This is a genomic window from bacterium (assembly GCA_004299235.1).
Lineage (GTDB): Bacteria > Chloroflexota > Dormibacteria > Dormibacterales > Dormibacteraceae > SCQL01.
In genome coordinates this window covers 211,097-224,449 of record SCQL01000028.1, presented here as the reverse complement: position 1 = coordinate 224,449, position 13,353 = coordinate 211,097, and the positions used below count along the sequence as shown (strand labels likewise).

Here is a 13,353-nt window from a genome sequence, read left to right as displayed (position 1 = left end):
TCGTGTCCAGGCACATCGCCGTCCTGCCCTGCGACGGCGTGGGCAAGGAGGTCGTTCCCGAAGCCATCAAGGTGCTGCGCGCGGTGGGCGCGGACTTCGAGTTCGAGGAGTTCGACGTCAACGCCGACGCCTACATGCGCACCGGCGTCGCCATCCCCGACCAGGTCTGGTCTGAGCTCGAGAGGGCGGACTCGATTCTCTTCGGCGCCGTCGGCGACCCGAGGGTCGCGGATCCGAGCTACCTCACCGGGGTCCTGCTGCGGCTTCGCTTCGAGCTCGACCTGTTTGTCAACCTGCGCCCGGCCAGGCTCTATGACGACCGTCTGTCGCCGCTGCGGCGCGAGGACCGGCGCGCGGTCGACCTGCTGGTCGTGCGGGAGAACACCGAGGGCCTTTACGTCGGCATGGGCGGCCGTTTCAAGAAGGGCACCGAGAATGAGGTCGCGATCCAGGAGGACCTCAACACCTATGCCGGCGTGACGCGCATCCTTGAGCACGCGTTCCAGGTCGCCCGCCGCGAGCTGGTGATGGTCGACAAGTCCAACGCCATGACGTACGCGGGAGGGTTGTGGCAGGAGCGCTGGAAGGCGATCGCCGCCAAGCATCCCGAGGTCGAGGCTCGCCACCTTCTCGTCGACGCCGCGGCGATGCAGCTGGTCAAGGATCCGAGCCAGTTCGAGGTGATCGTGACGGGCAACCTGTTCGGCGACATCCTCTCGGATCTCACCGCCGAGCTCATCGGCGGCATGGGCATAGCTCCGTCGGCGAACATCAACCCGGTCAGCATGCGTGGGCTTTTCGAGCCGGTGCACGGCACGGCGCCGGACATCGCCGGGCAGGGCGTCGTCAACCCCATGGGGGCGATCCTGAGCGCATCTATGATGGTGAGACACCTGGGTCATCCCGACATGGCGGAAGCGATCGAAGGTGCGGTCCAGTCGGCCATCCGCGCGCGAGCGTGCACGCGCGACATCGGTGGCAACCTTTCGACGGGGGAGTGCGGCGACGCGGTCGTAAAACGCCTGAAGGACTGATCGCGATGAGCATGACGATGACCGAGAAGATCCTGGCTCGCGGAGCCGGACGCGAAAGCGTGGCGCCGGGCGACCTGATCCTGGCCAAAGTCGATTTCGCGATGGGCCACGACCTGACCATTCCACCGGCGGGCAGGATCATGCGTGAGCAGATGGGGGCCGAGAAGATCTGGGACCCCGATCGCGTGGCGGTGACCCAGGACCACTTCCAACCCGCCAAGGACGCCGCCAGCGCGACCCTCGGCCGCCTGACGCGCGAGTTTTCGCGCGACATGGGGATCAAGTGGTACTTCGAGGTCGGCCAGGGCGGCATCTGCCACACCGTCCTGCCCGAGAACGGCCTGGTGCTGCCGGGTGAGCTGGTGGTCGGCGCCGACTCGCACAGCTGCACCTACGGCGCGCTCAACAATTTCGCGACCGGCATCGGATCCACGGACCTCGCCTGCGTGCTGGCGCTCGGAGAGCTCTGGTTCCGGGTGCCCGAGACCCTCAAGTTCGTCTACCACAACCGGCTCAAGGAATGGGTGGAGGCGAAGGATCTCATCCTTTATGTGATCGGTCAGATCGGCGTCGACGGCGCGCGCTCCAAAGCGATGGAGCACACCGGCGAAGCCCTGCGCCACATCGACATGGAGGCACGGCTGACGATGACCAACATGGCCATCGAGGCGGGCGCCAAGAACGGGATCATGGAGTTCGACGAGGTGACCAGGGAATATCTCGACGGGCGCGCGAAGCGTCCCTACACGCCGGTCACCTCCGATCCTGACGCCAACTACGAGAGGGTGTTCGAGTTCGACGCCGAGTCAGTCGAGCTCGGGGTCGCCAAGCCGATGTCGCCGGACAACTACTCGCCGCTGTCCGACGTCGCCGGGACGAAGCTGGACCAGGTGTTCATCGGCTCGTGCACCAACTCGCGAATCACCGACCTGCGCCGCGCCGCCGCAGTGCTCGAGGGCCGCAAGGTCGCGCCCGGCGTGCGCCTGATCATCACGCCCTCATCCCACCAGGTCGCGATCCAAGCCGAGAAGGAGGGGCTGATCCGCACGTTTCTCGCCGCGGGCGCGGCGTGGACGACGGCGACGTGCGGTGCATGCCTGGGCGGGCACATGGGCGTGCTGGGTGAGGGGGAGGTGTGCTTGAGCACGACGAACCGCAACTTCCCCGGCCGGATGGGCCACCCCAAGGCCCTGGTTTACCTGTCCAACCCGGCTGTGGCGGCGGCGAGCGCCGTGACCGGCGTGATCACCCACCCGCGCGAAGTGCTGAAGAAGATGCCGGCGGGAATCGCGTGAGCAGAGTGAGTCCTCTCACCCCGACCCGCCCCGGCGAGCCTAGAGAGGGTGCTCGGTGACCTTGCCCAAGGTCCTGCGCGGCCGAGCTTGGACGTTCGGCGCCAACATCGATACCGACCAGATCATCCCGGCCAAGTACGCCATCTACTCGCTCGACGAGAAGGAGCTCGGCAGGCACGCCATGGAGGGGGTGCCGGGCCGAGACGGCTGGGCGGCGAGGGTGGCGCCAGGCGACATCATGGTCGCCGGCTCCAACTTCGGCTGCGGCTCGTCGCGCGAGATCGCGCCGGTGGCGATCCGCGGCGCCGGCATCTCGCTGGTCATCGCCGATTCCTATGCGCGGATCTTCTTTCGCAACGCCGTCAACATGGGCTATCCCATCCTGCAGTCGCCGCAGGCGGCGGAGGCGGTGGCCGAAGGTGATGAGCTCGAGGTCGACCTGGAAGAGGGCATCGTCCGCAACTTCACCAAGGGCGACGAGTACCGCTGCGAGGCGTTTCCGCAGTTCATGAACGAGCTGCTGCACATGGGCGGGCTCGTGCCGTGGGTGCGGAAGCGACTGGAAGAGCGGCGGGGGTCGACAGCCGCGCGCGGATGAGGGCCGGCCAACGCCCCCACTCCGGCCCCAAGGTCCGCGCCCGCGCAGACGCGCCGGGACCCCGGCGGGTGGCGGGAGGTGAGGTCGAACTGCAGGAGCCGCTGGAGGAGCTGGCTCGAGATCCGAAGCACTTCGCCCACGACCTTCAGTTCCCGCCGCCGGGCAAGATCCGCGTCTACGACGACACGCTTCGCGATGGCGAGCAGATGCCGGGCGTGGCGATCTCCCCGAAGGAGAAGTACCAGCTCGCCCGCATGCTGTCAGACATCGGCGTCCACATCATGGACGTCGGTTTCCCTTCGGTCTCCGAGAGCGAGCGTGAAACGCTGCGGCTCGTGCTCGAGGGTCGCAGGCGCGGCGAGCTGCGGGAGGACCTCGAGGTGGTCTGCATGATGCGCTCGACCAAAGGCGACATCGACGCGACCATGCGCGTCATCGATTCGCTCGGCCACGAGCGTGACGAGGTCACGTACTTCATCTTCACGTCCGCGTCGGACCTTCACGTCAAGTACAAGCTCGGCAAGACGCTGCTCCACCGCGAGGGCATCCCGGAATCCGAGTGGCTCGAGCTGCCGGTCGCGTACTACCGCGACGCCAACCTCCGGATGATGTGCGAGGCGATCCGGTATGCGCGTGAGCAGGGCGCGCGCTCGATCGAGTTCGGTGGGGAAGACGGCAGCCGCGCCGATGTCGACTACATCGCCGAGATCCACCGCGAAGGTCTGAGGGCGGGCGGCACGCGGCCGTCGACTCCCGACACGGTCGGCTGCTACTCGCCCTTCGCGGTCCGTGAGTACATCCCGGCGATCAAGGCGGCGGCGCCCGAAGCCCCGCTGGTCGTGCACTTCCACAACGACCTGGGCCTGGGCGCCTGGAACACGGTCATGGCCCTCGGCTCGGGCGCCGAGGTCTTCACGACCAGCGTCAACGGCATCGGCGAGCGCACCGGCAACGCGCCGATGCACCAGGTCCTGCTGCAGCTCCGATACCTGTTCGGCATCGAGATCCCGCATTTCAAGTACGAGAAGCTGCGCACGCTGGCGCGCCACCTCGAGAAGGTCAGCGGCATCCCGGTGCAGCCGACCGAGCCGGGCATCGGCCTGAACGTGTTCACCCACGAGTCGGGCATCCACACCGCGGGCATGCTCATCCATCCGGCCATCTATCAGTTCCTGCCGCCCGCCGACATGGGCGCGGAGGTCGGGTACGTATACGGCAAGCACTCGGGCGCGCTGGTGATCGAACACGCCCTGCGGGATGCGGGCATCAGGCCGGAGCCGGAGCTGGTGGCGAGGGTGCTCACGGAGGTCAAGCGCATCCGCGAGGAGCGCGCCGAGCACAGCGACTTCTCAGACTTCCACCGCCGGTACTACGATCACCTCAATCGCATGGGCCTGACGGCGGACGAGGTGGTTGACATCGCGCGGGCGCTGGCCAAGGATCACCAGGAGTGATGGCCACGACCACTCGCGCGGACACCGCGATGCGTGAGCTATACCTCCAGCTCCATCGCTGGATGTGCATGGCGAAAGCGCTCGACGACCGCATGCACATCCTGGTCAAGCAGGGGCGCGCGCCGTTCGTCGGCTCGAGCCGCGGACACGAAGGGATCCAGGTCGCGTCGACCGCCGCGCTCGGGCCCGACGACTGGCTCGTCCCGCACTACCGCGGCCTCGCGAACTCGCTGGTCCGCGGCCTGACCATGAAGGAATGGATGCTGGCCGTCTTCGCCAAGGCGGCTGATCCGCTCTCGGCGGGTCGCAACATCCCCGGGGGCTGCTACAGCTACCGGGCTCTGAAGATCGCCTCGGTGTCGCAAGTGGTCGCGTCCTGGATACCGAAGGCGTCGGGCATCGCGTACGCGGCCAAGCTCAGGGGTGAAGGCTCCGTGACGCTCTGCACCTTCGGTGATGGGGCCACCAGCCAGGGCGGTTTCCATGAGGGCGTCAACTTCGCCGCCGTCCACAGGCTCCCCGTGGTCTTCGTCTGCGAGAACAACAGTTACGCGATCTCGGTGCCGATCCGGCTGCAGATGGCGAATCCCAACGTGGCGGACCGCGCTGCCGGCTACGCGATCGCGGGGGTGACGGTCGACGGCACGGACGTTCCGGCTTGCTACGCGGTCTGCCGGGAGGCGGTCGAGCGCGCACGCCGGGGCGAGGGGCCGACGCTGATCGACGCCAAGATCTGGCGCATCAACTCGCATACGTCTGAGGACAACCACCTCAAGTACCGGACCAAAGAGGAGATCGAGGAGGCGTCCGCCCACGATCCGATCTCCCGCTTCACGACCTGGCTCATCGAGCGGGGCTGGATCCAAGCGGAGGACGCGGCTCGGGTGCAGGCGGATTGCGACCGGGAGGCGTCGGAGGCAGCCGACTGGGCGGAGCGGCAGCCGGACCCGCTCCCGGAGGATGCGCTGGCCAACGTCTTCGCCTGAAGTCCGGCTGAAGAGCGGCCAGGAGTTGGCGAGGCCGTGGTCGCAAAGCTAGACTGACCTCGACTTGGAGCCCGAAGCAGAGCCACCTCCCCAATCGCCGAGCCCGGAAGGCGAGCCCGAGCCACTGGTTCCGGCGGTGCCCACGAGCGAGACCACGCCGGTGTGGGCGCAAACCATCCATGTGGCGGCACCTGGGAACGGAGACCAAGCCGATTCCGAGCCGATCGCGTCGCCGGGTGTCGTCAGCTCGGCCTCAGAAGGCGAGCCGCAGCGGGCGCTGCCGATGGAGAAGGAGTCGAATCCCGAGTGGGCTCAGACCGAGCCGCCCGCGGAGGCCGCGGACGACACCGATCCCCTGCCGGCGCGGCCGATGCAGAAGACCTCCCCCTCGTGGGCCAGGACCGTCCCGGCCCCGGCCGGCGGGGCCGTCGATGAGAACACGCCCGCGGTCCAGCCCGAAGCGACCGAGGCAGCGACGCCAACCCTGCCACCGGCCGCGACCGAGCCACCGGCACCGACCCAGCCGCCGGCCGCCGCGGCATCGAGTGGACCCCCGGCCGCGAAGGACCTCTGGCCTCCCGATCCTCCGACCGAGCACGCGATGCCGGCGTGGCCCCCGGGGTCGACGATCAGCGAGGAGGTCGCCGAGCCGGCCGGCATGCCGGGAGCGGAGGCGATTCCCAGCTGGCCGCTGGACTTCGGTTCGACGCCGGACACGGTCCCGCCGGCACTCCAGCCGGCGGAGCCCGCCGAGGCGAAACCTGCGGGCGAGCTTGGGGACCGTGAGACGGTAGCCGCCCCGGCGCCCGAGCCGGCGCTACCCGCCATGGCATCGGCACCCGCGGCGGCGCCCGCCTGGGCGCCAACCTCTGCCGCCCCTGCCCGACCCGCCGCCGCCGGCCTCGAGGTCGACTGGCCCGCCTCGGTGGCGATTCCATCGTGGGCGCCACGGATCCACATCGAATCCAACCCGCCCGCCCAGCCCGCGGCGGCCCAGCCGTCGCCGGCCCCGGCCTGGTCGCCTCAGCCCGCCGCGCCGGTGGCGCCGCAGCCGGTGGTGTCTCAGCCCGAGGCGCCTCAACCCGCGGCGCCTCAACCTGCGGCACCCATGCCGGCGTCGCCCGCTGTGCCTGCCCCGCCGGCCCCCCCGTCCCAGCCGGACGCCGCCCAGCCGCCGGCCGCCGGCCGGAGCAGCAAGCCGGCGTGGGAGGTGGTCGAGCAGGGGCCAAAGGCCGGCCCCGCCAATGAGGGCCCGACGCCGGAGGACCGCTCCTACGCGGAATGGTTCGCCTGGGCGAAGCGCGGGGGCGCTCCGGCGAACGCGTGCCACGCGGCGGCCCAGGGCGCGTTTGAGGCCCTGGCCGGCGGCCAGGACGTGTCGGTGGCCGTGCAGTGGGCGACGGCGGCGATGAGCCGGCCTCCGGCCCCGGTCTCGTCAGGCCGCCAGACCTACTGTGCCTGGTTCTCGCTGGCGAACATCGACCTCAACCTCGACCAGCAGCGGGCGCACGGTTTTGCGACCGCGGCCGTGCAGGCGCTGGACGCCGGTGCCGACGCGAGCGCCGCCCACGCGGCCGGGCTGGCGGCCGCCGGCATCCCATAGGTCCTACCGGCTTCAGCTCGCCTCGAGGCGCTTGAGCGCCTCCGCGACGTCGATCTCGCCGCGCGCGACCTGCTCCATCAGCTCGACCCGCGTGGGGGCCGGAGCCGGGAGGCGGTCGATGCCGATCTTGATCAGCAGAGCGTCGAAACGCGCGCGAGCGGTCGGGTAGCTCACGCCGAGGTGGCGCTCGAGGTCCTTCATGTTCCCGCGTGAGGCGAGGAACACCCGCAGCAACTCACGGTCCTCGTCGGCGAGCACGCAGAACTCACACGTCGCAAATCCCCCCGACAGCTCGGTGTCGCACGCCGGGCAGCTGAGCCGGGTCAGCGCCAGCCTTGCGTTGCAGACAGGGCAGTTGAGGGGCGGACGGCGCCCGCGGTCGCGCGCCATCAGTCCGCGGTCACCTTGACGTTGCCCATCGTGCACTCGACGTCGAGTGTGGCGGCGCCGGAGCCGATGGTCACATCGTTGCCTGACTGTCCGACGCGGGCGCGCTCGCTTCCCGCACCCTCGATGCCGACCTTGCCCAGGGTGGTACGGGCGGTGATGCGGACGCTCGAGCCCTGTTCCAGATTGACCTTGACCGAGCCCATCTCGCAGCGGACCCTGCTCGCGCCGCGGTCGAGGCGGCCGCTGGCGGAGACGTTCCCAGCCTGGACGACCAGGTCGAGCGGGCCGCGGAAGTCGAGGATCTTGCAGTTGCCGGCCTGCACCTCGCCGGTGATGGGACCGTGCACGCCATCGACCCGGACGTTCCCGGCCTGGACGCTGGCGATCAGCGCCAGGTCGGGGTTCATGCGCACCGTCAGCTTGCGGCGCTGGATGTCGAACCCGTTGATGACGAACCGGCGCTCGCCGCCGTGCCCGAACGAGAAGTTGCCGGCCTCGTCGAGCGGCAGGTGGTCGATGACCATCGTTTCGCCCTCCTGGCGCGCGCGGTGCGGCCCGCCGGCGATGACATAGGCGACGCTGGGGTCGCCGACGATCTCGGCGGTGCCGATCTGCGAGACCACCTTGACCTGGCGGGTCGCGGAGCTGCCAGGGAGGGCGGATGGCGGGGTGATGGCCGGGTCGGCGTTAGCGGTGGCGGCGGTCTCGAGCGCCTCAAGCCGGGCGGCGCCTTCCTCGGGGGTGATCGTGCCGGCCGCCACCTGGTTCAGGATCTCGCGTTGTTGGTCCTTCATTGTTTAGATTAATAACGCGACCTTGCCAATTTGTCAAGACTGTCCGCAAATTCGTTCAGATCCGAGCTCCAGATAAGATCTAAGCGCCCAGATGCAGAGCACCGCCCGAACCTCCAAGGCTGCCGGCTGGGCTGTCGTCGCGGCGCTTTTCGCCGCCACCACCTGCGTCGAGAGCATGTCGTGGAACCAGCTGACCGCCTACACGCCTCTGTACCTGCGCGAGCTGCACGTGCCGGCGGCGCAGGTGCCCGGCTGGATCGCGGCGATCTCGAGCCTCGGCTGGATCCTCGCCCTCCCGATGGCGCCGTTCTGGGGTGTGCTCGCCGATCGCTACAGCCGCAAGCTCATCATCGTCCGCAGCGCCGCACTGGAGGCGGTCATCTTCGCCGGCTGGGCGCTGGCGACGACGCCGTGGATGGCGCTCGCGTTCCGATCGTTGAACGGGTTCATCCTCGGCAACACCGGGGTCATGCTCGCAGTCCAGGCGTCGACGACCCCCAAGCAGCGGCTGGCTCTGGCGGTCGGCATCGTGGGCGCGGGCTCGCCGGCCGGCCGGGCGGTGGGACCCATCCTGGGAGCCTTTCTCGTCCACCGGGTCGACATCCGGGGCATGCTGCTGTTCGACGCCGCTCTATCCGTGCTGATGACGGGTCTGCTCGTGATCCTCATGCGGGAGGACGCCCATCCGCGCCCGGCGGACCTTCGCGTGCTCAGCCTCCTGCGCGGCGCCCTGGACGAAATCGTCAGCCGGCCGCTGGTCTGGCGATTGTTCCTCGCCACCGCCCTCTCCCAGATCGGGCTGTGGACCGTCCTGCCCTACGCCCCCATTTACATCGCACGGCTGGCGCCGAGCGACACGGTGACCGCCGTCGGTGTCGTGCTGTCCGGGGTGGGGCTCGGGCAGGCGATCGCCTCGGCCCTGTGGGGGGTCGTCATGCCCCGGTTCGGACACGTGCGGGTGCTGTGCCTCACCGCGGTGGCCTCGGCCCTGGCGCTGACCGTCGCCGGACTCAGCCACGAGCTCCTGGTCTTCGGCCTCGGTCTGTTCGCCAACGGCGTCTTCACCGCGGCCATCCTCACCGCCAGCATGGCCGTGATGGCCGCGAGCGTGAGCCCCGAGCGGCGCGGCGCCGTCCTCGGTCAGATCCTGTTCCCGTTCTACATCGGCGGGGTCGCCGGCCCGCTGCTGGGAGCGGCGGCATTCGGCGCCGGTCAGCCGGTGGTGTTCGGTATCGCGGCGGCGCTGAGCCTGTCGCCTCTGATCGTGCTCCTGACGCTGCCCCCGGCCGCGGTCCAGATCCGGCCCGCGTGACCACCCGCGTCGGCGTGGTCGCGGACTCCCACTGCCCGGAGTTCATCGACCGGCTTCCGGATCGCATCTTCCAGGTCCTCGACGGGGTCGACCTGATCCTCCACGCGGGGGACGTCGACGGCGGGGAGACGATCGCGGCGCTCCAGCGCATCGCGCCCGTCGAGGCGGTGCGCGGCGACCACGACCGCGGGCTCACCACCCTGCCGGCGAGCCGCGAGCTCACGGTGGAAGGCAAACGCATCGTGATCGTGCACGGCCATCGCAGCCGCTGGATCGAGGAACCGCAGACGCTGCTGTGGACCTTGAGCCTGGGCTATTTCCACCCGCATGCCGGTCTGCCGCGAGCGCTGCATCGCCGCTTCCCCGGAGCCGATCTGATCGTCTACGGCCACACGCACCGCGCAAGCATCGAGACGATCGACGGAACATTGGTCTTCAACCCCGGCGGCGTGCACCAGTGGAATCCGGAGACGGTGTTGCGCCGCCTGGCCCAACGGCCCGGCTGGTTCGAATGGTGCTGGCTCCAGGTGGCGCGCCACATACGCAGCCATCCCGCGCCGTCGATCGGCATCCTCGAGATCAGCGGGTCGGCGATCGTACCCGCGGTCATAGAGCTGTAGCCACTCGCTAGAGTCAGGGTTCGTGAGCCACCTGAAGCGGGTAAAGGAAGGTGTGAATGCCTAGATCCAAAGACCACTACGAGTTGCTGGGCGTGCCGCGGACGGCGAGCCAGAAGGAGATCACATCCGCCTTCCGCAAGCTCGCGCGCAAGCACCACCCGGACCTGAACGCGGGCGACAAGCAGGCCGAGGCGCGCTTCAAGGAAGTGTCGCAGGCGTACGACGTGCTTGCGGACGCCAAGAAGCGGCGGCTGTACGACGAGTTCGGTCCCGACTGGGCGGCGGCCGAAGCCGCCGGCGTGCAGCCCGGCGTCCGTCGAGCACCCGCAGGCGCCAGGCCGGCGCCGGGCGAGGGATTCGGCTATCGCACGGACGCCGGTCCGGGCGTGCAGTACCGGACGGTGACTCCGGAGGAGATGGAGGACCTCTTCGGCGAGACGGGCGGAGGCATCGGCGACATCTTCGGGTCGATCTTCGGCGGCGGCTCGCGGGGTCGAGCCCGTCAGCAGCCCACGGACCTCGAAGTGCCGATCACGGTCAGCCTCGCCGAGATCTACAAGGGCGCGAGCCGGACGGTTGAGCTGCCGGGCGGGCGGCGCGTCGAGGTCAAGGTCCCAGCCGGCGTGAAGGAGGGCACCGTGCTGCGCGTGCCCGGCCTGCGCGCCCGAGTCCAGGTGGCGCCCGACCCGGTCTTCAACCGCGATGGCAAGGATCTCCGCGTCTCGGTGCCGGTGCCGCTGCACATCGCGCTCCGCGGCGGTGAGGTGGCCGCGCCGACGCTGAAAGGCGGCCAGGTCCAGTTCAACGTTGCGCCGGAGACGCAGAACGGGACGAAGATCCGCCTGCGCGGTCTCGGGTTCCCCGACCCCAGGGGCGGCCCGGTGGGCGACCTGTACGTGGAGGTGCGGGTCCATCTGCCGGTGCCGATGGACGAGCGCACGCGCCGGTGGGCGGCAGAGCAACCCATCTGACGAGCCCGCGGTCACGCCGGCTGCTCCTCCCCCTCGTCTTCGTGTCCGGCATGGCCTCGCTCGGCGTCGAGTTCGGCGCCGCCCGGCTTCTGGCGCCCTACTTCGGCACGAGCCTCTATGTCTGGGGGGTGCTGATCGGTCTCATCCTCATCTATCTTTCCGCGGGCTACGTCATCGGCGGCCGGCTGGCCGACCGGCATCCCCGAGACGAGGTCCTGTACCAGGTCACGGCGTGGGCGGGACTCTGGATCGGCGTGATTCCCCTCGTCAGCTATCCGATCCTGCTCGCCTCGCAGCAAGGATTCCGAGACTTCAGCGTCGGCCTGGTGGCGGGAACCCTGCTGGCGGTGGTTCTGCTGTTCGCGGTGCCGGTGATCCTGCTCGGCTGCGTCAGCCCTTTCGCCATCCGCCTGCTCCTCAAAGACGTCGCCACGGGCGGCAACACGGCGGGGCGCGTCTACGCGCTCTCGACCGCGGGTAGCATCCTCGGCACCTTCCTGCCGGTCTTCTGGTTCATTCCCAGCTATGGCACCCGCCCGACGCTCGAGGGTTTCGGCCTGGTGCTGGTCGCCGTCTCAGTCGTCGGGCTGTGGCCGCGACGCCGCCTCTATGCGTTGTTCGTGCTGGTCGTCGTCCTCGCGTGGATCCTGCTGCCTTCAGGCATCAAGCCGCCACAGGTCGGAACGCTCGTCTATGAAAAAGAGTCCGCGTACCACTACATCCAGGTCGTGCGGGACGGGACCAAGACCGAGCTCATCCTCAATGAAGGCGAGGCCATCCATTCGATCTACGATTCGCAGAACCTGCTCACCCGCGGGCCGTGGGACTACATGGTGATCGCGGATTCGTTCCGGCCGGCGCAGGCCACCGAGCCGGAACCGCGGGAAGTCGCGATCCTGGGGCTCGCCGGCGGCACGGCCGCGCGCGAGTACACCGCGGCCTTCGGCAGCCAGGTCGAGATCACCGGCGTCGAGATCGACCCGGAGATCCTCGACGTGGCGCGGCGCTACTTCCATCTCGACGAACCCAACATCCATGCGGTCGCGGCGGATGCGCGGTACTGGCTCGGCACGCAGGCGGGTGCGTACGACGTCATCGTGCTCGACGCCTACCGGCAGCCTTACATCCCGTTTCATCTCACGACCCGCGAATTCTTCAGCGAGGTGAAAAGCCATCTGAAACCGGGTGGCGTGGCGGTGGTGAACGCCGGCCGTACGCCCACCGACTACCGGCTCGTCGACGCCATCGCCAGCACGATGGCCGCCGTCTACCCGAGCGTCTTCCTCGTCGACGTGCCGGAGTTCAGCAACACCCTCGTCTACGGTTCCACCCAGCCGGCCACCGTCGCCGACGTCGAGCACAACCTGGGCCTCATCGATGAGCCGCTGGCGCGCTCCATCGCGACGAGCGCGGTGGGGGAGGGCCGCCTGCGCGTGTCCCCTTACCACGGCCAGGTGTTCACCGACGACCTGGCGCCGGTCGAGCGCCTGATCGACGAGATCATCTTCAGCTACGTCGCCGGACGCTAACCCTTGCCGGGATGCAGGACGCCTCTGACCTGCTCGCCGGCGAGCGCCTGATCAGACTCCAGGCACAGGAGGCGTACCCGCCCGGTGGCCACCACCTGCTCCTGCTCGTCCAGCACTCGCGCCTCCCACACCTGCGTGCGACGACCGCGGGTGATCGGCGTCGAGACCGCATGCAGCCTGGCGCCTGAGCGCACGGCGCGCACGAAGCTGGTGTTGTTCTCCAGCCCGACCACGGACTGACCGCGCGGCAGCGCGAAGAGCGCAGCCCCGATCGAAGCGAGGGATTCGATCAGTCCGCAGTGGACGCCGCCGTGGACGATCCCGTAACCCTGAAGGTGCTCGGGGCCGACGGTCAGCTCGGCGCGCACCTCGTCCTGGGTGGCGAGCGTGATGTTCACGCCCATCGCCTGCAGCCAGCCTTCGGGCAGCTCGTTGAGTCGAGTCGAGAAGTCCTGGCTCACCGCCAAGATTCTCCCTGATCGCCGGCAAAAGCCGAGGGCCGGGTATACCCGGCCCTCGTTGATCGACGTTCGCAGTGCTTCCGCCTCCGACTCCAGGAGCCGGATTGGGAAATTGGAAGCCCTAGAGGCTCACTTCCTCCCGAGCTCCCGGCTGGCAAACGAGGCGGTTGGCACCGCGACTCGGTATATCCAAGGTTCCGCCTCACCTCCTTTGCCCCGCGGGCAGTGAACTTCGCCGTGGAGTCTACCAGCGGGCCCCTGGGGCGGAAGCCCGATCCCCCTAGACTTTGGCCTCAATGCCCCGCC

The 13,353-nt window shown here is 69.1% G+C and carries 13 protein-coding genes; 10 read left to right on the top strand and 3 right to left on the bottom strand.

Annotated elements, in window-relative coordinates; translation table 11 throughout:
* The first annotated feature begins 2 nt into the window (after positions 1-2).
* The 6 genes from EPN29_09465 to EPN29_09440 all read left to right on the top strand — a co-directional run bounded on the left by EPN29_09465 (position 3) and on the right by EPN29_09440 (position 6,970).
* A complete protein-coding gene (locus EPN29_09465) occupies positions 3-1,034 on the top strand; it encodes an isocitrate/isopropylmalate dehydrogenase family protein (GenBank protein TAN32385.1) in 1,032 nt (343 codons plus the stop codon).
* 5 nt (positions 1,035-1,039) lie between these two features.
* Positions 1,040-2,329, top strand: coding sequence for a 3-isopropylmalate dehydratase large subunit (locus tag EPN29_09460; GenBank protein ID TAN32384.1), 1,290 nt, complete (start codon positions 1,040-1,042; stop codon positions 2,327-2,329).
* A gap of 61 nt (positions 2,330-2,390) precedes the next feature.
* Positions 2,391-2,927 (top strand): 3-isopropylmalate dehydratase small subunit, encoded by a 537-nt coding sequence (locus tag EPN29_09455; GenBank protein ID TAN32488.1) that lies wholly within the window; start codon positions 2,391-2,393, stop codon positions 2,925-2,927.
* The gene (locus EPN29_09450) at positions 2,924-4,381 is read left to right on the top strand and encodes a hypothetical protein (GenBank protein TAN32383.1); all 1,458 of its coding nucleotides are present in this window, start codon (positions 2,924-2,926) and stop codon (positions 4,379-4,381) included. The genes EPN29_09455 and EPN29_09450 overlap by 4 nt, the downstream gene beginning before the upstream one ends.
* The gene (locus tag EPN29_09445; GenBank protein TAN32382.1) at positions 4,381-5,367 is read left to right on the top strand and encodes a thiamine pyrophosphate-dependent dehydrogenase E1 component subunit alpha; all 987 of its coding nucleotides are present in this window, start codon (positions 4,381-4,383) and stop codon (positions 5,365-5,367) included. The genes EPN29_09450 and EPN29_09445 overlap by 1 nt, the downstream gene beginning before the upstream one ends.
* 136 nt (positions 5,368-5,503) lie before the next feature.
* Complete coding sequence (locus EPN29_09440) at positions 5,504-6,970, top strand: hypothetical protein (GenBank protein ID TAN32381.1); 1,467 nt, start codon at positions 5,504-5,506, stop codon at positions 6,968-6,970.
* 12 nt (positions 6,971-6,982) lie between these two features.
* Here EPN29_09440 and EPN29_09435 read toward each other — a convergent pair whose 3' ends face one another.
* Positions 6,983-7,360, bottom strand: coding sequence for a DUF2089 domain-containing protein (locus tag EPN29_09435; protein ID TAN32380.1), 378 nt, complete (start codon positions 7,358-7,360; stop codon positions 6,983-6,985).
* Complete coding sequence (locus tag EPN29_09430; GenBank protein ID TAN32379.1) at positions 7,360-8,154, bottom strand: hypothetical protein; 795 nt, start codon at positions 8,152-8,154, stop codon at positions 7,360-7,362. Before EPN29_09430 ends, EPN29_09435 begins: the two co-directional genes overlap by 1 nt.
* A 91-nt stretch (positions 8,155-8,245) precedes the next feature.
* Here EPN29_09430 and EPN29_09425 point away from each other — a divergent pair, with 91 nt between their 5' ends.
* The 4 genes from EPN29_09425 to EPN29_09410 are packed head-to-tail and all read left to right on the top strand — an operon-like array spanning position 8,246 to position 12,586.
* Complete coding sequence (locus EPN29_09425; GenBank protein TAN32378.1) at positions 8,246-9,466, top strand: MFS transporter; 1,221 nt, start codon at positions 8,246-8,248, stop codon at positions 9,464-9,466.
* On the top strand, positions 9,118-10,086 hold the full coding sequence (locus tag EPN29_09420) for a metallophosphoesterase (protein TAN32377.1): 969 nt from the start codon (positions 9,118-9,120) through the stop codon (positions 10,084-10,086). Before EPN29_09425 ends, EPN29_09420 begins: the two co-directional genes overlap by 349 nt.
* Before the next feature lie 56 nt (positions 10,087-10,142).
* On the top strand, positions 10,143-11,057 hold the full coding sequence (locus EPN29_09415; GenBank protein ID TAN32376.1) for a J domain-containing protein: 915 nt from the start codon (positions 10,143-10,145) through the stop codon (positions 11,055-11,057).
* A gap of 50 nt (positions 11,058-11,107) precedes the next feature.
* Entirely contained in the window at positions 11,108-12,586 is a 1,479-nt protein-coding gene (locus EPN29_09410; GenBank protein ID TAN32487.1) for a methyltransferase domain-containing protein, read from the top strand.
* On the opposite strand, the gene EPN29_09405 is transcribed toward EPN29_09410, so the two are convergent.
* Entirely contained in the window at positions 12,583-12,990 is a 408-nt protein-coding gene (locus EPN29_09405; protein TAN32486.1) for a PaaI family thioesterase, read from the bottom strand. The genes EPN29_09410 and EPN29_09405 overlap by 4 nt on opposite strands.
* Positions 12,991-13,353: the final 363 nt, after the last annotated feature.

Coding starts and splice junctions, on each gene's coding strand:
- EPN29_09435 (TAN32380.1), bottom strand. CDS start 7,360: ATGGCGCGCGACCGCGGGCGCCGTCCGCCCCTCAACTGCCCTGTCTGC.
- EPN29_09405 (TAN32486.1), bottom strand. CDS start 12,990: ATGGGCGTGAACATCACGCTCGCCACCCAGGACGAGGTGCGCGCCGAG.
- EPN29_09410 (TAN32487.1), top strand. CDS start 11,108: ATGGCCTCGCTCGGCGTCGAGTTCGGCGCCGCCCGGCTTCTGGCGCCC.
- EPN29_09415 (TAN32376.1), top strand. CDS start 10,143: ATGCCTAGATCCAAAGACCACTACGAGTTGCTGGGCGTGCCGCGGACG.
- EPN29_09425 (TAN32378.1), top strand. CDS start 8,246: ATGCAGAGCACCGCCCGAACCTCCAAGGCTGCCGGCTGGGCTGTCGTC.
- EPN29_09450 (TAN32383.1), top strand. CDS start 2,924: ATGAGGGCCGGCCAACGCCCCCACTCCGGCCCCAAGGTCCGCGCCCGC.
- EPN29_09460 (TAN32384.1), top strand. CDS start 1,040: ATGAGCATGACGATGACCGAGAAGATCCTGGCTCGCGGAGCCGGACGC.
- EPN29_09430 (TAN32379.1), bottom strand. CDS start 8,154: ATGAAGGACCAACAACGCGAGATCCTGAACCAGGTGGCGGCCGGCACG.
- EPN29_09445 (TAN32382.1), top strand. CDS start 4,381: ATGGCCACGACCACTCGCGCGGACACCGCGATGCGTGAGCTATACCTC.